The organism is Actinomycetaceae bacterium MB13-C1-2, assembly GCA_035621235.1.
Classification (GTDB): domain Bacteria; phylum Actinomycetota; class Actinomycetes; order Actinomycetales; family Actinomycetaceae; genus Scrofimicrobium.
The window spans coordinates 1145991-1171549 of the sequence record CP141731.1 but is presented as its reverse complement, the minus strand read 5'-3'; the positions used below and the strand labels follow the sequence as shown (position 1 = coordinate 1171549).

Here is a 25559-nt window from a genome sequence, read left to right as displayed (position 1 = left end):
AATGTTCCGTTTTTTGGGTAAGGTAACCACTCGAGGCGCCTGGGGCGTCATCATTTCCTGGTTGGTAATAATCGCGGTCGCAGCCTCGGCCGCGCTGTTGGGTTTCGGCCACGGTGGTCTGTTCCAGCGAATGGAAACCAGCGAGTACAGCATTCCTGGTAGCGAATCGGACCAGGTGACGGAGTACACGAGTGAGAGCTCTAGTTCCGGCCCAACGAGCATGCTCATCGTCTCAGGAGTCGACACAGAAGCTGCGGTGACCAAGGAGTTTGCCAACAACAACCGAAAGCTTCTGGAGACCGAGGACGTCGATTCCGTTGTCGACGCCTTTTCGATCGCTCAACTGAGAGTGGAGGCCGAAGAAGAGGCCAGAGTCCAGATCGAGGAAGAGATCGAGAACCAGATCGCGTCGGCGCTGGTCGATGTCGAAGCTCAGATCAAGGCTGGCGCTGACCAGGCCAAAGCCCAGATTCAGGCGCAGGTGGACGCAGCCGCCGCAATGGGTCCCGAGGCGCAGGCGATGGCTCAGGCGCAGGCAGACCAAGCTCTGGCGCAGGTAGACACGGAAACCCAGGCCGCTCTTGAACAGGCGAAGGCCGAGGTGACCACGCAGGTCACCGACGCGGTTGAGGCGGCGGCTGAGGAGGCCGCGAACACCCCTGAAGCCCTCGAGCAAAAGAAAGAAGCCGACAAGCAAGAGGCCGCGCTCATTTCCAAAAACAAGGACGGTTTCGCTGTCATTGTGACCCACGACGAGGTTGAAGAAGGAGCGGCATCAAAAGAGGCTCGGACCGCCTTCCTTGATGCGCTCGACGAGTACCGCACGGCTCTGCACCAGGAGTTCCCCGGTGCTGAGGTTCGCGAAATGTCCACTGAAGCTATTGGGGCCGCGGTCAACGATCAAGTCCAGTCGGACCTGTTTAAGGGTGAGTCCTTAGGTCTTCCGGTAGCTGCTCTGCTTATGCTCATCGTCTTTGGTGGCGCGATTGCTGCCGGATTACCACTGATCGGAGCGGTAAGCGCCATCGCGGTTGGAATGGGCGTTCTTTGGGTTTCTACCTGGGTTACTACCATCGATGCCTTCATCTTGAACGTTGTTTCGATCATCGGGCTGTCCCTTTCGATTGACTACGGTCTGCTTGTGGTTTCCCGATTTAGGGAGGAGGGATACTCCCTACTTGAGGCGACTCCGGCAGAACTGATTCCTTCGGACCGGAAGTCATACCGCAAGAAGATCGTTGTCCCAGCAGTGCGGAAAACTGTTGCAAGTGCTGGACGAACAGTATTCTTCTCAGCGATAACCATTGCCGTGGCACTGGGCGGGATTTTCCTCATCAATATCCACATGCTTCGGACAATCGCATGGGGTGGCATTCTGATTGCACTTCTCGCGGTGCTGGCAGCCATGACGCTTATTCCCGCGTTACTGACGCTCTTTGGTGACAAGCTCCTCAAGCCGTCCCCACTCACCAAGGTCCCAGGACTTGGTCAGTTGATGCGTGCTGTCGGTGACTCATCGAGTGATCACGGGATCTTCTCAAAGATCGCTCGATGGGTACAGAAACGTCCCTGGTCAGTAATGATCGCAGTGCTAATAATCCTGGTTGCCATGGCTTCCCCGATCCGTGACCTTCAGATGCGAAACAACCTGACGGATAACATTCCCGCCACGTCCGATGCTGGGATCGTTTACGAGACCATTCAGGATGACTATCCAGACTTGGCGACACCCGCTATCCAGGCAGTCGCCGACGCCCCGCAAGACTCGGAGACGGTCGATTCGTTCGTCGCCAAGATTGAGTCTCTGGGCGACGTTGAAGGAGTTACGGTCGAGGGTCTTCCCGATCACGACGGGATGACTCTGATCAACGTTCAGATTGCGGCCGAAGATCAATCGGGGGTCGAAGTCACGAACCTGGTGAAGGAAATTCGCGCTCTTGTGACCGACGATGCCCAGATCTGGGTCGGTGGTTCGGCGGCAAACCAACTTGACTTCAGTGACGCGGTCTTCAGCGATGCTCCCTGGGCCCTGTTGTTTGTAGCGATCGCGGTAATGATTCTGCTGTTCTTAATGACGGGATCAGTCATAGTTCCGCTCAAGGCCATCCTCATCAACAGTCTCTCGATCATCGCGTCACTCGGCATTACGGTCGCGATTTTCGAGAACGGCTGGTTGGGGGTTCCGGCAACGCCGGGCCTACAAACCTTCATCGTCGTCTGCATGATTGCATTTGGTTTCGGGTTGTCGATGGACTACGAAGTCTTCCTATTAGCCAGAATCAAAGAGTTCTGGGATGAGGGCGAGAGCAATGATCACGCCGTCGCTCTAGGTCTCCAACGCTCAGGACGAATCATCACCTCGGCGGCAGCCATTGTCATCGCGGTGTTCATAGGCTTCGCAATGGGAGACATGCTGGCGATCAAGCAGATCGGTGTTGGCCTTGCCGTGATGGTCGCCGTCGACGCAACCATGACCCGTATGCTTCTAGTTCCAGCGACGATGACCGTGCTCGGAAAGTGGAACTGGTGGGCGCCAAAGCCACTCGCGAAGCTGTACAAGAAAGTAGGGCTACACCACTAGGAGTGGAGCACCCGGATCGCGATGCCCCGCCTCGCTTTCCGGGTGCGATAGACCCACCTAGGAATCGCCGGAACCGCCCCTATGGGGCGCTGCAGCCCAAGTCGAAAAGCGCCTAAACCAGAGAAAGAGCGTTTCTGGCGACTTCAACTGTTCTGGGAACGTAGCTCCGACCGAAGAGGTAACAGTGCACCATCAGGATGTGCATCTGGTGCAAGTACACCCTGTCCTCCCAACCATCCGCGAGCGGTGAAACTTCCTGGTACGCTGCGATGATCTGTTCCAAGTATGGACACCCGAACGTTCTGAGCGCCGATAAATCCTCTTCTGCGTGACCTCCCTGAGCTGCGGGATCAATTAGGACCGGGCCCCTCTTCCCCCACAGCACATTGCCGCTCCAGAGGTCGCCGTGAATTCGAGAGACACAATCACCTTTCCGCCTCACCATCTCGGGCTCGTCATGGTCCAGCACGCCGGACTCGAGTGCCTGACACAGTTGCTCGATCACGTCCTGCTCACGCTTATCAAAGACATCGCTCAGGTATGGGCGAATCCTCAGTCGGGAATAAAAGTTGCCCCACGAGCGTTTACTCTCTTGCGGCAGGGTCTGCTGAACTTTTAGGGCAGCATCACCAATCCAGGCCGGCCCCGAGTATCTGGAGGGAGGTGCCCCATACCAGGGAGCCCCTGAAGCATGCATCCTGGCAATCATTCTGCCGAGGCGTCTTGCCGATTCGGCGGTTGGCCGCCACTCGTCCACGTACTCGGTGACAAGCCGACTTTCCGAAACCTCAAGAACTGCGGGAGTTACGGCTCCGCCATCTCGCAACCAGCTCAATCCAGCGGCCTCATACAAGGGCCGTCCCAAATGATCACCGGATGCCCACTTTGTGAACGACGGCTTATGCCGAAGCAAGTACCTGTCCATTCGACCTCCCACTACGATCAAACCACAACTACCTGAGGAGAGAACTTGTCCTTCGAACCCGCAAACCTTCCCTGCCCCCAGGAACAGGCAGAGCATCTCATCGCTCTCGGAGTTCCGGCGCAGTTCGGCCTGTCAGACCAGTCAGCGAGGGCCGCAGCGAATCACTTCCACAAAGCGGAGGGCGCGCTCCTGGTGCCGACAGGATCGCCAGCGAGTTACACCGAGCTTGTGGGATTGCTTCGTTACCAGGACAAGCCTGGGTTCGTTGTTGAGGACTTCACCGACGCGGACCAGTTTGCGCTCTTCGAGGGCACTGACCAGAAACTACTCAATCTCCCTGAGTCATCCTGGTATCTGGCACATGGTCCACAGCGCGGCGACGAGTTTGGCAACGCCTCGCCTGCCGAAGCCCTCGCTGCCATAACAGCGCAGAAACGCGTTGCGCTATCCATGGTCGAGGGAACACTCCTCGCCATCCAGGCTCCTGAAGTGCTTGAACGGAACTTCTGCTACATGACCATCGCGTCGCGAAAAAGGAAATCCAAAGGTGGGTTTGACGCGCGCACCCCCGCGCTATGGATCAGCAACGGTACCGGTCGCGACGGTATTGGGCGGAAGAACGCGCCAAAGCTTGGATGGTGCTGGTGGAACAATCGCCACACCTGGCTAGGCATTGCTCACGCGGCGAATAGGGAGTTTAGCAACTAGGGGCGTCTCCTAGGTCTGTGCTCAGGCGAGGATGCCCGGGAAATTCGTGGTTGCAAGGCGGAAAAGGAAGCTTTGCTGGTAGCAAAGCCGAAGATGACAACGTAGCAAGCACGGATTTCCCGGTCACCACAGCAAGCAGGAACCTAGGAGACACACCCTAGCTGCCATTCTCAGCTTCCCAGTCCTCACGGGTCATCCTGGTAACGATCAGCGTCTTGGTTGTGTCTAGTAGTGGGACCGGGTGGCCCGAGACCACTCGGTCAAACTTGAAGCCGAGTTTCTCCTGGGCGCGACGAGACTTGGTGTTCTCCTCGTACGCGCCACACCAGACCACAGGACATCTCAGTTGCTCGAACGCGTACCGAATCAGTACACTGCTGGCTTCGCCCACGTATCCGTTTCCCCAGTGGGGAGCGGCAATCCAGTAGCCCAGTTCCAGATCCCCGACTTCGCCGAACGGAGCCGTTGTTAGACCCACACTTCCGATTGGCTCGCCCGTCTCTTTCAGTGTCACCGCGTACGTTCCCGCGTTCGATAGCACGCCCCTGATTGTTTGAGCGCTCTCGGACACTGACTTGTGCGCAGGCCAACCCGCAGCCGGGCCGACGAGTTCGTCCGAGGCGTACCGGTAGAGGTCTTCGGCGTCGGTTGCCTCCCACTTGCGTAGGATCAGCCGTTCTGTCTCGAAGGTTTCAGGAAAGGGGTGCTCACTGGCTTGCTTCATGCGCTCAGCATTTCACAGTTCTTGGCCGCTACGGGTACGGTGGCGAGGTGCTGATCCTGTTGCCGCCCTCTGAAGGAAAGACCTCACCGACCGCTGGTCCAAGGTTCAGTCTGGAGTCGATTTCCTTTCCGGAACTCACCGGTGCGCGATCTAGGGTCATCCAGACTCTGCAAGAACTGGGTAACGATGCCGAGGCCGTAAAGACCCTTGGACTGGGAAAGAAATCGGCCGAGGAGGCCTCGCTCAACCTCTCATTGTTCGACTCCCATTGCTCCCAAGCGATCAATCTGTATACCGGAGTCCTGTATGACCACCTCAACACAGCGACTTTGGACAAGGAATCCCGAGGTAGGCTCAGCCGACAGGCTCTGATTAGTTCCGCTCTGTTTGGCCTCATCAGACCGGATGACCTGATCCCAAACCACCGACTCGCAATCGGAGTACGGCTTCCGGAAATCGGAGCAGTTGGGCCGTGGTGGCGTAGGCAAATCGAGCAGGCTTCGTCCACTGAGTTGGATTTGCAGGACAGAGCCGTCTTTGATGCTCGGTCTGGAGGCTACAAAGCGGCATTTAGCGTCTGCGGCGCAAACGTCGTGGAACTTTCGGTTGTCGAAGAGCGGGCGGCCGGGCGCAAAGTCATTACACACATGGCGAAGAAGTGGCGTGGCCTCGCAGCGAGACACCTAGTTCAGGACAACTCCCTGACAGACTCAAGTACCGCTGGAGAGATACTGGGCTCCCTCAAACATATGGCACTGGCGTCCCGGGGTCTAGGAGTAGTGGGACTCGAAGTCTCGGAACCGAAGCCAACCAAAGGCGGGGGCTCAGTGGTGGAAGCAACGCTGGTGACTACCTCGACCGAAAAAACCTAGCCCGTAACCTCTTCTCGGATCTAGACACGGACGATGTCCACGGTCTGGAGGTGCCAGTGAACCGAACGCGATGCCAGCTAGACCCCCGCAAGCTCCAAGTCAGTGTGGGTGAAGTCCTCGCCCACAAACAGAAGCGGTTCGTCTGTTGAGCGCGCGGCCCCATGGGTAAGACAGTCGCCAAAGTTGAGGCGGGCAAGGGATCCTGAGCCTCTCCCATATCGTTCAAAGGCGTCACGAGCCCAGACAAGTTGCTCCGCGTCAACATCAAGAATCTGAACTCGGGCACCCTCTAAAAAGCGTCGACAACGGTCCGGTTCTGACGTCCAACCACGATCGAGAGCTCAAGAACCGATGCCGCTGACATTCGCAGAACTGGTGCGGTAGCCATCTCGAATCACAACCGAGCTGCTTCTTCGTCGCCACGAAGGATCGCCACCACAGCCGCCGTGTCGATAATCAACGTGGAAGCCCCTTATAGAGATTGTCGTCGCTGAGCCACTGATCTTCAGATCCGACAACCATGCTCTGGAGTTGGGAGAATAGCTCCGCAAGCTTCTCCGGGGTCCGTTTTTCACGTCCTAGAGTCTCTTCCAATACCTCACGCCCCGCCGCGGTCACGGTCGTTCCCCGCACCTGGGCGAGTTCCTTTGCCAGTTCATGCACACGTGGATCCTTGATGTTCATAGCTGCCGCCGCTTGATTCTGCCGTGGGGTAGAACAGCGGTATAGCGACTCCCTTCTCTTTCACGCCTACTCCCCTTTCCGCACTCAAAAAGAATCTAGCCACACCTTCACTTCAGTCTGTGTCTCTCTGCGATGACCTGTGAAGAGGCCCCAAAGATGAACCTGTGGGAAAGTGCGTCGCAAAACCCGACTCTTCCCCAATCGAGCTAGGCCAAGTAGCTAGTCAGGCAAGACTTCCTGAGGTTGCGTCCCAAGAAATGTGTTCAGATCTCACGTACAGAAATGGCCGCATTAAGGTGTCTTCAAGAGGCCAAAAGAAAGTGAAATTACTACTCCGATCGCAGGGCCTCCACCGGATCTTTTCTTGACGCAGCGGACGAGGGAATCAGCCCGGCCAGATACGTCAGCCCCATGCTGATTAGTACCAGGATGACACCGGCCTGCCATGGCAACACCGCGACGCCGTGGATTCCCCATCTCCCGGCAACGAATGCGTTTGCCGGAATCGTCAGCAACAGCGTTGCTCCAATACCGATAACGCCCGCGACAAATCCAACGATCAGAGTCTCGGCGTTAAACACCGTTCGAATGTTCTTCTTCGAGGCACCGATCGATCTGAGAATTCCGATCTCCTTGCGCCGTTCAAGCACCGAGATGTAGGTAATAACCCCGATCATGATCGACGAGACCACGAGGGAGATGGCCACGAATGCCACCAGGACGTACGAGACCACGTTGACGATAGTCGTCACCGAGGACATCAGGGTTCCTACCATATCCGTGTAGGTGATGACCCGGTCCTCGTCTCCTTGGTCCTTCATGGTCTGGTTGTAGTCGTCGAGGATAGAAAGAACCTGTTCCTTGTCTTCAAAGCTCTTCGGGTAGATATCGATTTGGAACGGCTTCTGTAGATCTGCCCAACCAAACTTCGCCATGTTTGCGTCGAAGGACGTGCGCTCAGTGGTCATCATGGTCATCATTACCTGAGCTAGCTCTTCCTCGCTCAGATTGAACTTGAAGGCATTCTTGAACGCTTCTTGATCGATACTCATGGCGCCGGCCATGTTGTCTGCGAACGACCCCATCGCCTGCTGAAGTGACCCGGCGATCTGTGCTTGGAGGGCTGGAAGCAGTTGAGCTTCGATCTGACCCCCGATCGCTCCCATAGCCTGAGACATGTACCCTGCCATAACAGACTGCATCTGAGCCTGAATCGTGCCGGCGTTCGCAGCGATCTGAGCCTGAACCGCCTTACCCATCGCGTCGGTTATCTGCTTCGTGATCTCCTTTTGAGCGGCGGTCAATCCTCCCTCAAGATCCTCTTGCAGTCCTAAGAAGTCGTCTCGGATCTGCTCACCTTCGGGTGAAGTCAAGAAGGCATCGAAGCTTCCTTGTGCGTCCGAGACGCAGTCGTTTGCCGGGTCGGTGCAGAAAGCAATATACCCTTCGGCAAACGCCTGCCCCAGTTCAGTCACCTGCTCGGACGTGACCCCCAGGTCGATACCGCTCAAGTCGATTCCGGCAAGAACCTGCTCGATATCAATGTCGCTCATGTCGAGACTCAGATCTCCCATGACTTGCCCGATATCCAACTGGGGCAGAGTCGAGGGGTCGATAGTCATCTGAGGCAAACCCATTCCGGTGAAGTCCAGCATGGAAGGGTCAATTGACAGTGCCGATTCATCGAACTTAAAGGCCGCAGCAATAGCCTCCTCATCAATGGTCATCAGCTTGTCCATGTCAAAGCCGCCGCCGGGGTCCTTTTCCTCTTCCACAAAGGTGCGCCCGGTGAGAACATTGGTTTTCGGGCTCTGCTTCTGAGCCTTGACCACTCCACTGTTCGAAGCGATGTCGATTAGCTCGTTCGTCAGGTCCGAGGTGTAGTAGAAGCCCACTGTCAGCGCTGCGGCCTGCACGTCTGGACTCTGTTGAGCGATCCCACTTATGACCAACTCTTGGCCCGTCGAAGCCAGCTGATTGACGACTTCTTTGTCCCCTGACCGATTTGTCCATACCTCGTACGTCTCGTCGTACCGGTAGAAGCTGGAGGACGGAACCAGCCTGAATGTCACGTCCATCAGCTCGTCGTATGTGAACTCCAGAGGACCGTCATCTGGAGGCGTAACCGGTTCCTCATTCATTAACTGCTCAAGCATTGTGTCAAGCTGCGCTCCATCGCGCAGCCCCATGCTGTAGAGCACTCGGTCGGGAACGGTGCCGTCGGGGGTAAGCACCAACAAGACTTCGTTTGGCTCGGTGGGCCAGTGTCCGGCCTTCATCTCGTACTGCGCCTGAACCAGACTGGTGTCATCCATTAGCTGGTGGAACATGTTCATCGACATTGACGAGGCGAACGGGTTAGTGCTTCCCATTCCCATCGCGGAAAATGTCGCGTCCGGATTGACCTGTCTGGCCTCACCCTGATCGCCCAGGGTATAGATCTGAGGAACCACGTTGTACGTGTACTGGACCAGGTTGGCATACTCGTCTACCTCAGAAGCGTTATTCTCCAAGTACCGCTTTAGGGCTTGCAAGTCATTTGATCCGACCGAGCTGAGCATCATGTTCATCATCTCGATCTCTCGGACCTGCCCATCCTCGGCCTCAGGTCCCCCCGTTCCGGTGGCATTTTCTGTGGCGACGCCAAACATGGCGCTCATGTCCATGCCTTGACTTTGAATCGTCAAAGGGTAGACAGAGAGCGTGTCTTCCTCAATCCCCCTGATGTAGTTGTTGACACCATTCGCTAGGGAAAGGATCAAGGCGATCCCAATGATTCCGATAGAACCCGCAAAGGCTGTCATCAGCGTGCGGCCCTTCTTCGTCATTAGGTTATTGAACGACAGCGAGATTGCCGTGAGGAAAGACATTGACGTGCGACGACTCGGCTTCGCACTGAGCGGCTGCGCGTCTGGGTCGAAGGGGTCGGAGTCGTTTACTACTCGACCGTCTCGCAGGTCAACAACTCTGGTCGCGTACTCGTCCGCTAGCTCGGGATTGTGCGTAACCATGAGAACCAAACGGTCGTCCGCGATCTGCTTCAGCAGATTCATGATCTGAACGCTGGTAGTGGAATCAAGCGCTCCGGTCGGCTCATCGGCCAGAAGTATCTCGGGGTCGTTGATCAGTGCCCTAGCAATTGCAACTCGCTGCATCTGGCCGCCCGAGAGCTGACTCGGTTTCTTATGAATATGATCGGCCAGCCCAACCTCGCCCAACGCGGCGATCGCCCGCTCACGTCGTTGTGACTTCGAAACACCGGAGAGAGTCAACGCAAGTTCAACATTTGCCAGTACGGTTTGGTGCGGGATCAGGTTATAGCTCTGAAACACGAACCCGACCCGGTTGTTGCGGTAGGTGTCCCAGTCGCGGTCGGTATATTTCGAGGTGTCAATGCCGTCAATGATCAGTGCGCCGGAATCATAACGATCAAGGCCACCGACAATGTTTAGAAGTGTCGTCTTGCCGCTACCCGAGGGCCCCAGGATTGCAACGAACTCATTATCGCGAAACGACACCGAGACGTCGTCGAGCGCGACTTGAGTAAAGTCCGCAACAGTATATGATTTGCGGATATCCTTCAGCTGCAACATGTTGACCTCCAAGGGAAGCCTACGTGGCCCAGCGCTCTACCCCATCGCGAAAAGCGGCACGTTAGCGGAGCGCTTAATCCCAGTGTTCGAGGCGGGATACGCTGGTATCGACCGAGAGACGAGCTACGTAGGGAGGCGAGGGTGCGTATCGACGTTTGGCTCTGGACCACCCGAGCATTTAAGTCCCGCTCGCTCGCTACCGCCGCGGTCCGGGCCGGGCACGTCCGGGTGAACGGTTCTGTCATCAAACCCTCGTACAAACTTGTGGCGGGGGACGAGGTACGAATACGCGTTCAGGGGTTTGACCGCATTCTCGAGGTCGTCTCTCTCCCACCAAAACGTCTTGGTGCCCCTTTGGCGAAAGAGGCTTACCTGGACCACTCCCTGCCTCGTCCAAAGTTCTATGGCGGAATCCCGACCCGCGATCCTGGGGCCGGGCGGCCAACAAAGAAGGAACGCCGTCAATTGGAGGAACTACGTGGCGAGGAGTGGGCCAGACACTCTCGTAGATAGTCGCTCTGCCAACACCAACTAACCTGTCAAGCGGTAATACTCCACCTTCCCCCGCAACGCGGTGCACAGTAGCCTCGAACTATCGAACGAGTGGAGGAAGAATGGGTAAGCACCGGGTAGTAATTGTTGGCTCGGGATTTGGCGGTCTTTTCGCCGCAAGAAACCTCGCGAGCGAAGACGTCGAGATAATTCTCCTCTCGGACACAACTCATCACCTCTTCCAACCTCTTCTCTATCAAGTCGCCACCGGGATTCTCTCCGAGGGCGAGATCGCACCGTCAACTCGCGAGATTCTGAAGCGTCAGAAGAACGTCAAGGTCTTGCTGGGCACTGTTGAGGATATCGACCCCGAGTCGCAGCAGGTGATTTGGCGTCATTACGGCCAAAAGCGCGCCACCAGATACGACACTCTGATCCTCGCGGCCGGAGTTGGCCAGTCCTACTTCGGCAACGATCAGTTCGCCACGTTTGCTCCAGGAATGAAGAGCATCGATGACGCGCTTGAGCTTCGCGCCCGCATATTCCGGGCTTTCGAGCAAGCTGAAGTCAGCGACGATCCCGAGGAGATTCAGAAACTTCTGACTTTTGTCGTAGTAGGTGCCGGTCCAACCGGAGTCGAGATGGCAGGTCAGATCAGGGAGCTTTCCTCAAATACTTTGCCGAAAGAGTTCCGAAACATTGATACCACTAAGGCGCGAGTCATCTTGGTCGAGGGTGGGAGCCAGCCGCTGCCGTCGTTTGGCAGCAAGCTTGGGGAAGTGACGCTCCAAGACCTAAGGGAACTGGGCGTTGAGTTCCTCGGGAATACCCTTGTCACCGACATTGGCCCCGACACCGTCACGGTTCGGGATAAGGATGGTAACGAACAGTTGATCCCTTCAGTCTGCAAAGTCTGGGCTGCCGGAGTTCAGGGACCGCCGATCGCCAAGGTGCTCTCTGAGCGCACCGGGGTTCAGCTCGATCGCGCCGGACGGGTCCTCGTAGAGCCGGATCTCTCCGTGGAGGGCTACCCGAACGTCTATGTGGTCGGAGACATGATGAGTCTAGAAGGTGTCCCGGGAGTTGCCCAGGGTGCCATTCAGGGTGCCCGCTTTGTGACCAGGCGACTCAAAGACCTGCTAGCGGGCAGAGATCCGAGCGACGTGACGTTCAGCTACAACGACAAAGGATCAATGGCTACCATCGCCCGGTCCAAGGCTGTCGCCAGTATCGGTCCGGTCAACCTTCATGGGTTTCCGGCCTGGCTCGCCTGGTCATTCCTGCACGTCCTATATATCACTGGCTTCAAGTCTCGGGTTTCAACCCTGTTCCACTGGGCGGTGAGCTTTGCGTCCAACGCCAGGTCTGAGCGGACCACTACGAACCAGCAGATGGTCGGACGGTTGGCACTTGACCACCTTGGGGAGAGGGTTTCCAGCCTTCTGATCAAGGGGGCCTCACCCGAGGAGATCCTGGTACGCGCCATGGACCTGGAACAGCTCGACTACGAACGTGCGGAAGAGGCAAACAAGGGTAGGTAACGGTCGCCCGAATCTGGCTATTTGCCTCACCGGCAAGCAAGATCTGCCGTTTTGGTGCGGTACTGCCGGAACCCGCCCGCGGATTTCGGCGACCCTACGCCCTCAACTCCCCCTCAGATGAATCTCCAATCAGATAGGGGCAACTTCGCCGCGATTTTGCGGCGTGTCGTCTCCCGATCTGATTGGAGATTCGCACGAGGGTGAGCGAGTGGGAGTGAAGGCGCGCGGGCGAGGCGAGGCGGGGCCAGGCGAGGGAGCGCGGAGCTATAGAGCCTCCGGGCCTCTTTCACCGGTCCGGACCCGGATTACCTCTTCAACATTGGTCACCCAGACCTTCCCATCTCCTATATTTCCGGTATGCGCAGCCGTGACGATTGCACTGAGCGCCTCCTCAAGCAACTCGTCAGCCACCAGCGTCTCGACCTTGATCTTCGGGATCATGGCCGGATTGTAATTTGCACCTCGGTAGTATTCGCTGTGCCCTTTCTGCTGGCCAATACCAGAGACTCCCGTGATGGTTGCTCCATTGAGGCCCACGAACGCAAGCGCCTGTCGAACTGAGGCCACCTGTGTTGGTTGAATAACCGCGGTAATCAGTTTCATTTCAGTTCCTTATCTCAGATTCGACCGACCAGTGTCGGCGAATCATAGGCGGTTTCGGCATGCTGTGTGAGGTCGATTCCGACTACCTCTTCCTCATCGGTGATTCGCCATCCGAGTGTCACCTGTAGCAACTTGGCAATCAAGAAGGTGACAACACCTGAGACCAACAGTGCAGCCACGGCAATTAGGAACTGGGTGATCAGAAGACCGAGTCCTCCGCCATAGAACAGTCCACCCTCAGTCGCCAGGAAGCCGATCAGAACAGTGCCTACTAGTCCACCAACCAGGTGTACCCCCACCACGTCAAGAGAGTCATCAAAACCGAATCTGTATTTAAGGCCGACGGCTGCCGCACAGGTAGCACCGGAGATGAGCCCAAGAACGATCGAGCCAACAGGACTCAGAGCTCCCGCAGCGGGAGTGATCGCTACCAGGCCCGCAACGATTCCCGATGCAGCACCAAGAGAGGTTGCATGCTTTCGGGTAATAGTTTCGTAAAGCATCCAACCGAGCATCGCCGCACCCGCTGCCGTAGTGGTGTTGACCCACGCCATACCAGCCAGCCCATCAGCCGTGAACGCGGAGCCCCCGTTGAATCCAAACCAACCGAAAAACAGCAGTCCAGAGCCAAGCATGATCAGCGGAAGGTTGTGTGGCCGCATATCTTCCTTGCCAAACTTACGACGTTTACCGATCAACAGGGCAATCACCAGTGCAGCCATACCCGCATTGATGTGGACAACCGTGCCACCCGCGAAGTCGATAGGCGCGACCCCGGTCATAGCGGCGATCGGGCCGTCGCCGGAAAGAAGACCCCCGCCCCAAACCATGTGTGCCATCGGAAAGTATGCAAAAGTCACCCAGAGTGTCGCAAAAGCCAACCAGGTTCCAAACTTCACGCGTTCTGCAAGAGAACCAGCGATAAGGGCAACCGTGATGATGGCGAACGTTGATTGGAAGGCCACCCCGACCCATGCCGGAACTCCAAAGTCGTCCAGAGCGTTGCCATCGAACGTTCCGTCAAGCCCGAACTGTGTAAACGGGTTGGCAAAGATCCCAGCGATGGACTCACCACCATACGTCATCGACCAACCCCATAGCGGGTAGATGACGGCTACAACCGCAATCACGCCGAAAACCATCATCATCATGTTCAAAGCGGACTTCTGCCGACTCATGCCTCCATAGAAGAGAGCGAGGGCCGGGGTCATCAGAAGTACTAGGGATGCAGATGTGAGCATCCAGGCTGTTGCGCCGGTGTCTAGTTCTAGCATCGTGCCGCCTTCCTGTTGTGTGGAACATTGACGATTCAAAGTAAGAACTGACCAGCCGTGCCACGTAGCCGTATCCAAAAAACGGCCCGTTATGTATTTGTTATCGAACTGGCGCTTTTCCTCAAAATCAAGTGGCCTCCGCCTCAGTACAACCCCATTTATTAAAGTAAATACATATCTTTAGGCTGTTTTTAGTCATGTTTTCCCCATGTGTTTACTTCGCTAATGTTTCGAAATGCCGATAAATAACGATTTGGTAACTAATAGTCATTTGACGGCCTGGAATTCTGACTAGTATTAGCTTGCAAGTCCGACTCTTAGGTCAGACAAACTATGTATTTACTAAACCTTTAGATACACAAAAGGCAGTAATTACGTAAATAAGCTGGCGGCCATAAGGAGATCTCGTGAACCGATCCCAACCGCAGTCCAGAGTGCATACCGGAGTCCCGGCACGCACAGGACTCTACGACCCCTCGTACGAACACGACGCGTGCGGCGTCGCATTTGTCGCGACGCTCTCGGGACCCCCAACCCATAGCATCGTCCGTCAGGGCATCACTGCCCTTGAGCGTTTAGATCACCGCGGGGCCGTGGGAGCAGAAGTCAACACCGGGGACGGTGCGGGCCTCCTTATCCAGATGCCCGACGAGTTCTTCCGATCAACAGTGCGCCCCGATCTTCCCAAGCCAGGCTCGTACGCAGCGGGGTTGGTCTTTCTTCCCGGTTCGCACGAGGGACGCGTCGAGTTATCCCGCGCCGTCGCAGCGGTTGAAAGAATCGTGCGTGAGGAGGGGCTACGCGTGATTGCCTGGCGAGACGTGCCGATTGACGACAGCAGCATCGGTCCGACGGCCCGCGGTTCAATGCCCGTGTTTCGCCACCTTCTAGTCACCTCCCGTGATTCCGACCTGAGCGGATCCACCCTCGATATAGCCGCGTACCGGGTGAGACGACGTGCCGAACGTGAAGCTGAGGTCTACATGACCGGGCTCAGTACTCGCACCCTTATCTATAAGGGAATGCTAACGACCGAGCAGCTCTCAAGCTTCTTCCTAGACCTGTCCCATCCCTCCCTTACCTCCCGGCTGGCGTTGGTCCACTCCAGGTTCTCAACCAATACTTTCCCGTCTTGGAAGCTGGCGCAGCCGTTCCGCATGATTGCGCACAACGGAGAGATCAACACGGTTCGAGGCAACCGAAACTGGATGCATGCCCGCGAGAGCAAGCTCCATAGCGAACTTCTGGGAAGCATCAAGCCATTGCTCCCCATAACTTCAGAGGTGGACTCCGACTCCGCATCGCTTGACGAAGTGCTTGAACTTCTCGCTCTGACCGGACGCTCACTGCCGCATGCCGTGGCGATGCTCATTCCGGAAGCCTGGGAGAATAACGAGCAGATGGATCCGGAGCTCCGTAGCTTCTACAGATACGCCTCGTGCCTAATGGAGCCCTGGGACGGCCCTGCCGCCGTCACCTTTACCGACGGGTCAATTGTCGGAGCCATCATGGACCGAAACGGCCTGCGCCCGGGGCGGTGGCAGATCACCGACGATGATCTGGTCGTTTTTGCCTCCGAGACCGGAGTTCTAGATATCCCCGATAGTCGCATAAAGGCAAAGGGGCGACTTGAGCCTGGGATGATGTTCCTGATCGATCTGGAAAAGGGTGCGATTGTCCCTGATGCACAGATCAAACGCGAACTAGCGACCATGCAACCCTGGCAACAGTGGATCGACGAGGAGATGGTTTCTCTTTCCGATCTTCCGACCCGCGAGCACATCGGACACACCCAGTCTTCCGTCCTACGAAGGCAACAGGAATTCGGCTATACCCAGGAAGACCTTGACGTCATCTTGGCGCCCATGGCCATGACCGGGGCCGAAGCGATCGGCTCGATGGGATCCGATACGCCGATTGCTGTCCTCTCTGATCGACCTCGTTTGCTATTCGACTACTTCACAGAGTTGTTTGCACAGGTCACTAACCCCCCACTTGACGCAATCCGTGAAGAACTAGTGACCTCGCTTCGCACAGTCTCGGGAGCTCAGCCCAATCTTTTGGTTGATAGTCGTGCACACGCCCGGAAGTTAGAACTCGACTTTCCCGTTATCAGCTCGGACGAACTGGCACAGATCACCCATATTGGAAGTGCAAGCGGCGGAAAAGGCCTCAAATCACGGGTCCTGCGCTGCCTCTATCGAAATTCTGGCGGAGGTGAAACCCTCGAAGAGTCGCTCCAGCGGATCTTCGCCGAAGCGGACGAAGCCATCGAAGAGGGCGTCTCCTTCCTGATTCTCTCCGACCGGGAGTCAAACGCTGAGCTGGCGCCGATCCCCTCGCTCCTAGCAACCTCGGCCCTCCACCACCATCTACTGAAGAGAAAAACCCGCACTCAGGTTGGTCTGATTGTCGAAGCGGGTGACGTGCGGGAAGTGCACCACGTGGCGTTGCTCATCGGCTACGGTGCAATCGCAGTTAATCCGTATCTCGCCGTTGAATCTGTCGAGACGATGGCCAGCGAGGGACTGCTGGGCGACACCTCTGCCGAGGTAGCGGTGAAGAATGTCCTCAAGGCCCTTGGCAAGGGAGTGCTAAAGGTGATGTCCAAAATGGGGATCTCTACGGTTTCTTCCTACTGTGGCGCTCAAGTATTCCAGGCAATCGGCCTCAGCCAAGAGTTCGTTGACCGCTATTTCACCGGAACCATCTCGCCCCTTGGCGGTGTGGGAATCGATGTGATTGCCGCTGAAGTCGCTTCGAGGCATGAAGTGGCATATCCGCCCTCCGGGATCTCTCCAGCACACCGGACACTGGGAGTGGGTGGTGAATACAAATGGCGCCGGGAGGGCGAGGCTCACCTGTTCAACCCCCAGACCATCGCCAGGCTGCAGACCGCGACTCGCACCGAATCCAGGGAAGTGTTCCGCGCCTACACCGACGGAGTCGACGACCAGGCGAAGAGACTCATGACCCTACGCGGCCTAATGCGTATGAAACTTGAGGAAGTCGAGCCCGTTCCCCTCGAGGAAGTCGAGCCGGTCTCCGAGATCGTGAAACGGTTTGCGACCGGCGCCATGTCATTTGGCTCGATTTCTAAGGAAGCACACGAAACTATGGCGATCGCCATGAACACCCTGGGTGGCAGGTCTAACACCGGAGAGGGAGGCGAATCCCCGGAACGTTTGCGGGACCCGCTACTCAACTCAGCTATCAAGCAGGTCGCTTCCGGACGTTTCGGCGTAACTGCCGACTACCTGACACACGCTCGCGACATCCAAATCAAGATGGCTCAGGGAGCAAAGCCGGGCGAGGGAGGACAGCTTCCTGCCGCAAAGGTCTACCCGTGGGTCGCCAAGGAACGACACTCAACTCCCGGAGTTGGACTGATTTCGCCTCCGCCTCATCACGATATTTACTCGATTGAGGACTTGAAGCAGCTCATCTACGACCTGAAGAACTCAAACCCGGAGGCCAGGATTCATGTGAAGCTCGTTTCGGAGATTGGCGTTGGCACCGTCGCGGCAGGCGTTGCTAAGGCGCATGCCGACGTTGTGCTTATCTCTGGGGCTGATGGAGGCACGGGGGCTGCGCCTCTGACTTCACTCAAGCACGCGGGCGCACCTTGGGAACTTGGACTGGCCGAAGCCCAACAGACCCTGGTTCTCAACGACCTGCGCGATCGCGTGGTTGTCCAGGCCGACGGTCAACTCAAGACCGGACGAGATGTCATCATCGCAGCACTGCTTGGGGCTGAAGAATTTGGCTTCGCAACTGCCCCGCTGGTGGTCTCGGGTTGCATCATGATGCGCGTCTGCCAAAAAGACACCTGCCCCGTCGGTGTCGCGACCCAGAACCCAGAGCTTCGCGCCCGCTTTTCGGGTAAACCCGAGTACGTCATAAACTTCTTCACCTATATTGCAGAGCAAGTCAGAGAGCTACTCGCGGCTCTGGGACTTCGCTCAATCGAAGAAGCCGTTGGCAGAACTGATCTGCTTGATGTCACCGAAGCGATCGACCACTGGAAAGCAGACGGACTCGATCTAGCACCAATCTTCCAACGCATCGAACCGCGTCCAGGTTCGTCCCTGCATCAGGTGCGGGACCAGGAACATGATCTTGACGAGGTCCTGGATCGTCGGCTCATCCTGCTCTCGGCGCCCGCGCTCAAGCGCGGTGAGAAAGTCCAGATCGACACGGAGATTCGTAATACCGACCGCTCCACTGGAACGATGCTGGGCCACGAGATAGCCAAGCGCTACGGGGACGATGGCATGGAAAAAGGAACCATCTCTATCCGGCTAACCGGTTCGGCGGGCCAGTCGCTTGGAGCGTTCCTCCCCCAGGGCGTCGAGATCTCGGTCTTTGGAGATGCCAACGACTACGTGGGTAAGTCCCTGTGCGGTGGAACCATCGCAGTAACTCCCGCGCGAACCGCGCTGTTCGACCCCAATAAAAACACGATTGCGGGCAACGTCGTGGCCTATGGGGCAACGTCAGGCGAACTCCACATCCGAGGCAAAGTTGGCGAACGGTTCGGCGTTCGTTGCTCCGGCGCCACGATCGTTGCCGAGGGCTGTGGTGATCACGCGCTCGAATATATGACTGGCGGTCGTGCCCTCATTCTGGGTCCGACAGGTCGAAACGTTGCAGCGGGTATGTCGGGTGGTGTCGCCTACCTTCTGGATTTTGATCCGGAACTGCTCAACGAACAGGTGGCCGAGGAACTCGATGTCCGCGGTCTGTCAGATGTCGAGGGTGAAGAGGTCGTGCGACTGCTTCACCGGCACGTCGAACTGACTGATTCGGACGTAGCCAGAAAGCTCCTGGCCTACCTTCCCTCTTCACTCGCACGGTTTACCCGACTAGAACCCAAGCAGTATGCGTCCGTCCATGCAATCCTGGCCCAAGCAAAGGCTGATGGACGCGACATCGATGACGCAGAAGTATGGCAGCAAATCCTGGAGGTGTCCCATGGCTGATCCAAAAGGCTTCCTGAAGGTCCGCGAGCGCGAGCTCCCCACCTCTCGTCCGGTCCCGGTTCGCATCCGTGACTACAAAGAGGTGTACCAGGAGCAGCAGTTGCAGGCAGTCGAACGTCAGGCCGGTCGCTGCATGGACTGTGGCGTCGCTTTCTGCCACTTCGCCTGCCCGCTGGGAAACCTGATCCCTGAGTGGAACACGCTGAGCTGGAAGAGTGATTGGCTCGCAGCAAGTGAACGACTGCATGCCACCAACAACTTTCCGGAGTTCACGGGACGTCTCTGTCCCGCCCCCTGTGAGGCCGGTTGCGTCCTGTCGATCAACCAGCCCGCCGTAACGATCAAGAACGTTGAGAAGACGATTGCCGAGCACGCGTTCGAGGAGGGCTGGGTAGTTCCGCGGATTCCGAACCAGCTCACCGGATACACGGTGGCAGTAATTGGATCCGGTCCTGCTGGCCTTGCAGCCGCACAACAACTGACGCGCTCCGGCCACACGGTCGCCGTCTTTGAGCGGGCAGACGCCATCGGCGGTCTAATGCGCTACGGCATTCCCGAGTTCAAGATGGAAAAGCACATCCTCGACCGACGCCTCGACCAGATGCGGGAAGAGGGAACCCGTTTCTACACCGGGGTGAACGTCGGAACGGACGTCACCGGCGATGACCTTCTCGAGCGTTTCGACGCTCTAGTACTCGCCAATGGCGCCACCGCACCGCGAGACCTCCCAATCAAGGGACGGGAGTTAGATGGCATATACCAGGCCGTCGACTACCTGACCCGCTCCACCAAACACGTCCTCGGAACTGAATCCGAGGGCTGGATCTCCGCCAAGGGCAAAGATGTCGTCATCATCGGCGGTGGCGACACGGGTGCTGACTGCCTCGGTACCGCGATCCGTCAGGGCGCCAAGTCCGTTACCTCTCTTGAGATCATGCCCAGGCCAGCAACCGAGCGAACGGCCCGCGACCCGTGGCCAACCTACCCGATGACCTTCCGGGTTGCTTCGGCGCACGAGGAAGGCGGAGAGCGTGTCTACTCGGTTTCCACCGCGGAGTTTGTGGACAGTGATGACTCCGGTTCGGTCACTCATCTCAAGCTAAACGACGTGACGTTCGAGGGAGGCGCACTGAAGGTTGTTCCGGGAACCGAAAGGCTGATTCCCGCCCAGCTAGTTTTCCTCGCCATGGGATTCGTCGGCGTTGAGCGCGCCGGATTGATCGAACAACTCGCGCTTCCAGTTGACGAGCGCGGGCGAATAGTGCGAAACGACGAATGGGCAACTCCTCGTCCAGGTGTCTTTGTTGCCGGAGACGCGGGACGCGGACAGTCCCTGATTGTTTGGGCGATTGCAGAAGGACGTTCGGCGGCGGCGGCGGTCGATGAGTACCTGCGCGGCCAAACGGAACTACCCGCACCGATCGCGCCGACAGACCTTCAATACCGCCCCTAGCCCTCTGGGGAGCGTAATATCGAAAACCCAAGCCCAGAGGTAGGCCTATGTGTGGAATCGTCGGATACGTTGGAAGTAAGCAGACGCAGCGAGCGGAGGAGGTGGTCCTCTCCGGTCTCTCAAGACTTGAGTATCGCGGCTATGACTCGGCAGGAATAGCCTTGAACAGCCCCGATCGACTGGTTCCAACAGTGATCCGACGCACGGGGAAGCTCTCGGTTCTAAAGGACGCCCTTGAGTTGAACCCACCTCTACCCGCTACAAGTGCCATTGGCCACACGCGCTGGGCAACCCACGGGGAGCCGTCCGAGGCAAACGCTCACCCGCAGGTCTCAAGCGATGGCCTGGTCGCACTGGTTCACAACGGCATCATCGAGAACGCCAGTGTTCTTGCGCAAGAGTTGCGGGCCGAGGGACAGGAGTTCACCTCGGATACCGACACCGAGGTGGTGGTACACCTGCTGTCGCGCGCCATGAAGGACCCCCTACTGCCACTCTGGAATGGTGTCCTTGAAGGAGCAGAGGCCGAAGACGAGGAGCAGGCTCGCCGCCTCTTCTCTGCGATGCTGGCCGTCACCAAGAGGCTTGTCGGCGGCTATACGCTCCTTGCGTCCTGCGCGGGGGCGTCGCGTACAGTGGTCGCCGCGAGGCGCTCCTCTCCACTAGTTATCGGTGTCGGAGACGGCGAGAACTTCCTCGGCTCAGATGCCCTGGCATTCGCGGACTATACGACCTCGGCCCTGGAAATCGATCAGGACCAGGTGGTCGCAGTGACTCCCTCGGCTGTTACTGTTGTCGACCGCTCGGGCAACCCCGTGGCCCCAAAGAAGCTGAACGTCGACTTCCTACGTGACCGAGCCAGCAAAGACGGCTGGGAGACCTTTATGGAGAAGGAGATCTTTGAGCAGCCACGAAGCACCTTCGACACCCTCGCTGATCGCCTCGATGCGGACGGCAATCTGGCGCTGGACGAGGTCCGGATCTCCGCTGATGTTCTGCGCCGGGCCGACAAGATGATCATTATTGCCTGTGGCACCGCCGCGTACGCGGGACAGGTGGCCCGGTACGCCATCGAGCACTGGTGTCGAATTCCGGTCGAGGTGGAACTGGCACACGAGTTCCGCTACCGCGACCCCGTTGTAAGTGAGAAAACCCTGGTAGTCGCCATCTCTCAGTCCGGAGAAACCATGGACACGATCCAGGCGATTCGACATGCCCGGAACCAAGGCGCCCGAGTTATTGCCATAGTGAACACTCCAGGTTCAACCATCGCTCGGGAGTCAGATGCTCTGCTACTTACGCACGCGGGACCGGAGATCGCTGTTGCCTCGACCAAGGCATTCACGGCACAGGTGACGGCAACCTATATCCTCGGTCTTTACCTGGCACAAATTAGAGGAAACAAGTACATTGACGAGGTTCTGGGGTATCTGGAAGAACTGGGAGGCATCCCAGACAAGATGCAGAAGGTTTTGGATTCTGCGGAAACAGTGCGCCAGGTCGCGACCTCAATGGCGGACGCCGATTCGGTTATTTTCCTGGGACGTCACGTCGGATACCCAGTGGCGATGGAGGGTGCCTTGAAACTCAAGGAGATCGCCTACATTCACGCCGAGGGATTCGCGGCGGGCGAGCTGAAGCACGGGCCGATCGCCCTAGTTGAGCCGGGAATGCCCGTGATCATCATTGTTCCGACGCCCAGGCGGCCAGAACTGCACTCGAAGGTCGTGTCGAACATCGAACAGGTGAAAGCCAGGGGTGCAACAACCATCGTGGTTGCTGAGGAGGGAGATAGCTCGGTCGATGCGTTTGCCGACACCGTTTTCAGGGTGCCACCCGCTCCGACGCTTTTCCTCCCGCTGTTACAGGTGATCCCGCTTCAGCTGTTTGCTTGCTCGCTCGCATCCGCCAAAGGACTCGACGTGGACCAGCCGCGGAACCTGGCAAAGTCGGTGACCGTTGAGTAGCTGTCTCTCCTCTGGGGCCTGGGGTCTGGGACCTCCCCTGCTTCCTGGTTTGCCAATCAGATAGGGGCGCGACACGCCGCAAAAACGGCGTGAGAAGCCCCCCTATCTGATTGGCAAACCCACAGAAGGGCGAATGTTGGCGCCCAGTGCCGTCAGTTCCTGCTTTAGTTGGGGAACCGAGTAGTTCCGCTTTGTCCTCGGCGAATAGAGCATAGAACTGATAATCGCTGCCGTGGCGCCGGCGTTGAACCCATCTGCGACGTGCTGGGCGGTTCCCGCACCGCCCGACGCAATTACCGGAACTCGTACGGCGTCAGCGACAGCCCCGGTCAGGCGAAGTTCATATCCTTCGCCAGTACCGTCTCGGTCAATGCTATTTACAACGATCTCGCCCGCGCCGAGGTCATTTGCTCGCTTGGCCCATTCAACAGCGTCCATCCCTGTGAACGTACGAGCTCCGTCAATTGCGATCTCGTATCCGCTGGGGATTTGTGCGGACTCACCGACCCACTGTGCCTGAAGACTGACCACCATGCACTGCACTCCGAACTCGTTTGCTCCCTGCGTGATGATGTCTGGATTCCTCACGGCCATCGAGTCGATGCTGATCTTCTCCGCGCCCGATTCAAGGACGGCATGCATGTCGTCCAGGTTCTTGATGCCACCACCGACGGTAAGAGGCACGAAAATGTTCGAGGCAACCTCCTTGACGGTATCCAGGTTAATCCGGCGCTTCTCGGCGCTGGCCATGATGTCGTAAAAGACGATTTCGTCTATCTGTTCCTCGTAAAGTCTCTTCGAAAGCTCAGCAGGGTCACCAACATCGATGTTGTCCTGAAACTGAAGCGCCTTGGTAACTCGACCGTCTTTGACGTCGAAACAGGCAACTAGGCGGTTGGTGAGCATTAGAAATCCTCCCTGCCCATGTCAGTGAATCTGCGAAGAATCGCCAGACCTACCTGGCCACTTTTCTCAGCGTGGAACTGGGTGGCGAGGACGTTCCCCGACCCGACGACCGAAGCGAACGAGATGCCGTAGCTAGTGACGCCGATAGTGTTCTCGGGATGCTCAGGACTCGCATAGTAAGAGTTAACGAAGTAGAAGTAGCCACCGTCGCCCAGTAAACGCTCAAACTGTCCTGTTTCCCGCGAAAACTCAGTCGGTTTAACCGAGTTCCAGCCCATGTGCGGGACTCGCAGTTCCTCACTATTGAAGCGCTTGACAGTACCCGGAATCCAGCCGAGACATTCAGTCTCCGCCTCTTCGCTGTAATCGAAAAGGACTTGGAGTCCAACACAAACGCCCAGGAAGGGCAAGCCTTCCCCACGTACCCGGTCATCGAGGTACGGGAGCCAACCTGAGCTTCGCAACGATTCCATGGTCACGTCTGCGGCACCAACCCCTGGCAGAACAAGGTGCGAAATACCTTCGCAGTCCCTCGGATCCGCAACCAGGCGGTTTGGGACCTCGATCTGATCGAGGGCATACGAGAAGGATCTGGAATTACCGGTTCGATAGTCGATTATTCCAACCAGTGATGACATCAGGCTGCCCTCCAAGAGAACTTAAACGCGCCCGCGGGCGCTTCGATCCTTCATCGATCAAGGTAGTCGAGGATCGGCCGCGCCCGCGGGTTTGTCTGCCTTTTAGACGGATCAGACTCCGTAGTACAACTGGTACTCAAGGGGGTGGGGGAAGGCGCGCACTTCTTGCACCTCCTGCTCATATTTGATCTCTGCCCAAGTCTCAAGCAAATCTTCTGGGAAAACACCGCCAGCAGTTAGGAAGTCATGATCAAGGACCAGCGCATCCAAGGCCCTCGCCAAAGAGGCAGGGACAAACTTGATCCCCTCAAGTTCTTCCTTTGACAGGTCAAACATGTCCTTTTCGACCGGCTCATGCGGCTCAATTTTGTTCTTGATTCCATCGATGCCTGCCATGAGGCACGCAGCGAAAGCTAGGTAGGGGTTGGCCGAGGCATCAGGAACCCTGAACTCAACACGCTTGGCCTTAGGGTTGTCACCAGTCAGCGGGATGCGGACCGCCGCGGAACGGTTGCGCTCTGAATACACAAGCGTCACAGGTGCTTCAAAACCCGGAACCAGGCGACGGTAGGAGTTGACGGTCGGGTTCGTGAAGACAACCAACGAAGGAGCATGCTTCAACAGACCACCGATGAACCAACGGGCGGTATCGGAGAGGTCGGCGTAGCCCTCAGGATCGTAGAAGAGGTTGGTGCCGTCTTTCCAAAGCGAAAGATTTGTGTGCATCCCCGAGCCGTTGTCCCCAAAGATTGGCTTGGGCATGAAGGTTGCAGTCTTTCCGACTGAACGGGCAGTGTTCTTGATGACGTACTTGAACTTGAGCAGGTTATCAGCCGCGGTTGAAAGGTCCGCGTACTTGTAGTTGATCTCCTGCTGCCCGGCCGCTGCTACCTCGTGGTGAGCGCGTTCGACTTCTAGCCCCACCTCGCGTAGCAGAGTGGACATCCGATCACGCAGGTCGCCGAACTGGTCGGCGGGGGACACCGGGAAGTACCCGCCCTTGATTGTTAGCTTGTTGCCGAGGTTTCCGCCCTCTTCTTCCTTCCCCTGTTGCCAGGGACCTTCGACCGACTGAATCTTGTAGAAGGTCTCATCCGGCTCGGTGTTAAAACGGATGGAGTCAAAAACGAAGAATTCGGCTTCAGCTCCGACATAACAGGTATCAGCGATGCCCGAGTCCTTTAGGTACTGAACAGCCTTTGCGGCCACCTGGCGAGGATCGCGAGAGTACGCCTCACCCGTAGTCGGATCAACGATCGAGCAGACGACAACCAGCGTCTTAGCTTCTCGGAAGGGATCCAAGTAGGCGGTGCTTGGGTCCGCCTCAAGCTTCATGTCTGACTCGTGAATCGCCTTGAATCCCCGAAGCGATGAACCGTCGAATGCGAGCGCATTAACCGCGTCAGCAAATGTGTCAGCGGGGACATTGAAGTGCTGCTGCACTCCGAACAGATCACAGAAGCGGAAGTCAACGAACTCCACCTCTTCTTTGTCTATAAACTCGACAATCTCTTCCGTGGTGCCAAACATGGTGGTCCTTTCGCTATCGCAGAGTTTCCAACGGTCTTGAGCCTGTAGGTCAAGTCGAGGTAAACCACTGACAAATGCAAGCCTAG

17 protein-coding genes are annotated in these 25559 nt (G+C 57.3%); 8 read left to right on the top strand and 9 right to left on the bottom strand.

What is annotated here, in order from left to right:
* Nucleotide 1: 1 nt before the first annotated feature.
* On the top strand, nucleotides 2-2581 hold the full coding sequence (locus tag U6G28_05200; protein WRS31080.1) for an MMPL family transporter: 2580 nt from the start codon (nucleotides 2-4) through the stop codon (nucleotides 2579-2581).
* A 112-nt stretch (nucleotides 2582-2693) separates the two neighbouring features.
* On the opposite strand, the gene U6G28_05195 is transcribed toward U6G28_05200, so the two are convergent.
* Nucleotides 2694-3506, bottom strand: coding sequence for a fructosamine kinase family protein (locus U6G28_05195; GenBank protein ID WRS31079.1), 813 nt, complete (start codon nucleotides 3504-3506; stop codon nucleotides 2694-2696).
* Nucleotides 3507-3551: 45 nt separating this feature from the next.
* Between U6G28_05195 and U6G28_05190 the strand changes: the two genes are divergently transcribed.
* Nucleotides 3552-4214, top strand: a complete 663-nt coding sequence (locus U6G28_05190) for a DUF5701 family protein (protein ID WRS31078.1) — start codon at nucleotides 3552-3554, stop codon at nucleotides 4212-4214.
* A 157-nt stretch (nucleotides 4215-4371) separates the two neighbouring features.
* On the opposite strand, the gene U6G28_05185 is transcribed toward U6G28_05190, so the two are convergent.
* Nucleotides 4372-4938: a GNAT family N-acetyltransferase gene (locus tag U6G28_05185; protein ID WRS31077.1), complete on the bottom strand. Its 567-nt coding sequence runs from the start codon at nucleotides 4936-4938 to the stop codon at nucleotides 4372-4374.
* 47 nt (nucleotides 4939-4985) lie between these two features.
* On the opposite strand from U6G28_05185, the gene yaaA reads away from it, so the two are divergent.
* A complete protein-coding gene (gene yaaA / locus U6G28_05180) occupies nucleotides 4986-5810 on the top strand; it encodes a peroxide stress protein YaaA (protein ID WRS31076.1) in 825 nt (274 codons plus the stop codon).
* Between the two features lie 456 nt (nucleotides 5811-6266).
* Here the strand turns inward: yaaA and U6G28_05175 are convergent, their stop codons facing one another.
* Nucleotides 6267-6494 carry a type II toxin-antitoxin system VapB family antitoxin gene (locus U6G28_05175; GenBank protein ID WRS31075.1) on the bottom strand — a complete coding sequence of 76 codons (228 nt, stop codon included), beginning with the start codon at nucleotides 6492-6494 and terminating at the stop codon, nucleotides 6267-6269.
* A gap of 329 nt (nucleotides 6495-6823) precedes the next feature.
* Complete coding sequence (locus U6G28_05170; protein WRS31074.1) at nucleotides 6824-10087, bottom strand: ABC transporter ATP-binding protein/permease; 3264 nt, start codon at nucleotides 10085-10087, stop codon at nucleotides 6824-6826.
* Between the two features lie 141 nt (nucleotides 10088-10228).
* On the opposite strand from U6G28_05170, the gene U6G28_05165 reads away from it, so the two are divergent.
* Complete coding sequence (locus U6G28_05165) at nucleotides 10229-10600, top strand: RNA-binding S4 domain-containing protein (protein WRS31073.1); 372 nt, start codon at nucleotides 10229-10231, stop codon at nucleotides 10598-10600.
* Nucleotides 10601-10701: 101 nt separating this feature from the next.
* Complete coding sequence (locus U6G28_05160; GenBank protein WRS31072.1) at nucleotides 10702-12120, top strand: NAD(P)/FAD-dependent oxidoreductase; 1419 nt, start codon at nucleotides 10702-10704, stop codon at nucleotides 12118-12120.
* A gap of 264 nt (nucleotides 12121-12384) precedes the next feature.
* Here the strand turns inward: U6G28_05160 and U6G28_05155 are convergent, their stop codons facing one another.
* Nucleotides 12385-12723, bottom strand: a complete 339-nt coding sequence (locus tag U6G28_05155; GenBank protein ID WRS31071.1) for a P-II family nitrogen regulator — start codon at nucleotides 12721-12723, stop codon at nucleotides 12385-12387.
* Between the two features lie 14 nt (nucleotides 12724-12737).
* Nucleotides 12738-13997 carry an ammonium transporter gene (locus U6G28_05150; GenBank protein ID WRS31070.1) on the bottom strand — a complete coding sequence of 420 codons (1260 nt, stop codon included), beginning with the start codon at nucleotides 13995-13997 and terminating at the stop codon, nucleotides 12738-12740.
* A gap of 407 nt (nucleotides 13998-14404) precedes the next feature.
* On the opposite strand from U6G28_05150, the gene gltB reads away from it, so the two are divergent.
* Genes gltB through glmS form a run of 3 tightly spaced genes read left to right on the top strand, consistent with a single transcriptional unit; the run spans nucleotide 14405 to nucleotide 22399 of the window.
* A complete protein-coding gene (gene gltB / locus U6G28_05145; protein ID WRS31069.1) occupies nucleotides 14405-18979 on the top strand; it encodes a glutamate synthase large subunit in 4575 nt (1524 codons plus the stop codon).
* A complete protein-coding gene (locus U6G28_05140) occupies nucleotides 18972-20432 on the top strand; it encodes a glutamate synthase subunit beta (protein WRS31068.1) in 1461 nt (486 codons plus the stop codon). The genes gltB and U6G28_05140 overlap by 8 nt, the downstream gene beginning before the upstream one ends.
* Before the next feature lie 47 nt (nucleotides 20433-20479).
* Nucleotides 20480-22399: a glutamine--fructose-6-phosphate transaminase (isomerizing) gene (gene glmS / locus U6G28_05135; protein WRS31067.1), complete on the top strand. Its 1920-nt coding sequence runs from the start codon at nucleotides 20480-20482 to the stop codon at nucleotides 22397-22399.
* Nucleotides 22400-22501: 102 nt separating this feature from the next.
* On the opposite strand, the gene U6G28_05130 is transcribed toward glmS, so the two are convergent.
* From U6G28_05130 to glnA, 3 genes are all read right to left on the bottom strand, one after another.
* Nucleotides 22502-23305 carry a HisA/HisF-related TIM barrel protein gene (locus U6G28_05130; GenBank protein WRS31066.1) on the bottom strand — a complete coding sequence of 268 codons (804 nt, stop codon included), beginning with the start codon at nucleotides 23303-23305 and terminating at the stop codon, nucleotides 22502-22504.
* Entirely contained in the window at nucleotides 23305-23943 is a 639-nt protein-coding gene (gene hisH, locus U6G28_05125) for an imidazole glycerol phosphate synthase subunit HisH (GenBank protein ID WRS31065.1), read from the bottom strand. The genes U6G28_05130 and hisH overlap by 1 nt, the downstream gene beginning before the upstream one ends.
* Before the next feature lie 111 nt (nucleotides 23944-24054).
* Nucleotides 24055-25473 carry a type I glutamate--ammonia ligase gene (gene glnA, locus U6G28_05120; GenBank protein ID WRS31064.1) on the bottom strand — a complete coding sequence of 473 codons (1419 nt, stop codon included), beginning with the start codon at nucleotides 25471-25473 and terminating at the stop codon, nucleotides 24055-24057.
* Nucleotides 25474-25559 lie beyond the last annotated feature (86 nt).

Bases quoted from the DNA above. Each gene is read 5' to 3' on its own strand.
- U6G28_05130 (WRS31066.1), bottom strand. From the start codon at position 23,305: ATGCTCACCAACCGCCTAGTTGCCTGTTTCGACGTCAAAGACGGTCGA.
- glnA (WRS31064.1), bottom strand. From the start codon at position 25,473: ATGTTTGGCACCACGGAAGAGATTGTCGAGTTTATAGACAAAGAAGAG.
- U6G28_05150 (WRS31070.1), bottom strand. From the start codon at position 13,997: ATGCTAGAACTAGACACCGGCGCAACAGCCTGGATGCTCACATCTGCA.
- U6G28_05160 (WRS31072.1), top strand. From the start codon at position 10,702: ATGGGTAAGCACCGGGTAGTAATTGTTGGCTCGGGATTTGGCGGTCTT.
- U6G28_05170 (WRS31074.1), bottom strand. From the start codon at position 10,087: ATGTTGCAGCTGAAGGATATCCGCAAATCATATACTGTTGCGGACTTT.
- U6G28_05175 (WRS31075.1), bottom strand. From the start codon at position 6,494: ATGAACATCAAGGATCCACGTGTGCATGAACTGGCAAAGGAACTCGCC.
- U6G28_05140 (WRS31068.1), top strand. From the start codon at position 18,972: ATGGCTGATCCAAAAGGCTTCCTGAAGGTCCGCGAGCGCGAGCTCCCC.
- hisH (WRS31065.1), bottom strand. From the start codon at position 23,943: ATGTCATCACTGGTTGGAATAATCGACTATCGAACCGGTAATTCCAGA.
- U6G28_05195 (WRS31079.1), bottom strand. From the start codon at position 3,506: ATGGACAGGTACTTGCTTCGGCATAAGCCGTCGTTCACAAAGTGGGCA.
- U6G28_05155 (WRS31071.1), bottom strand. From the start codon at position 12,723: ATGAAACTGATTACCGCGGTTATTCAACCAACACAGGTGGCCTCAGTT.
- U6G28_05185 (WRS31077.1), bottom strand. From the start codon at position 4,938: ATGAAGCAAGCCAGTGAGCACCCCTTTCCTGAAACCTTCGAGACAGAA.
- glmS (WRS31067.1), top strand. From the start codon at position 20,480: ATGTGTGGAATCGTCGGATACGTTGGAAGTAAGCAGACGCAGCGAGCG.
- U6G28_05200 (WRS31080.1), top strand. From the start codon at position 2: ATGTTCCGTTTTTTGGGTAAGGTAACCACTCGAGGCGCCTGGGGCGTC.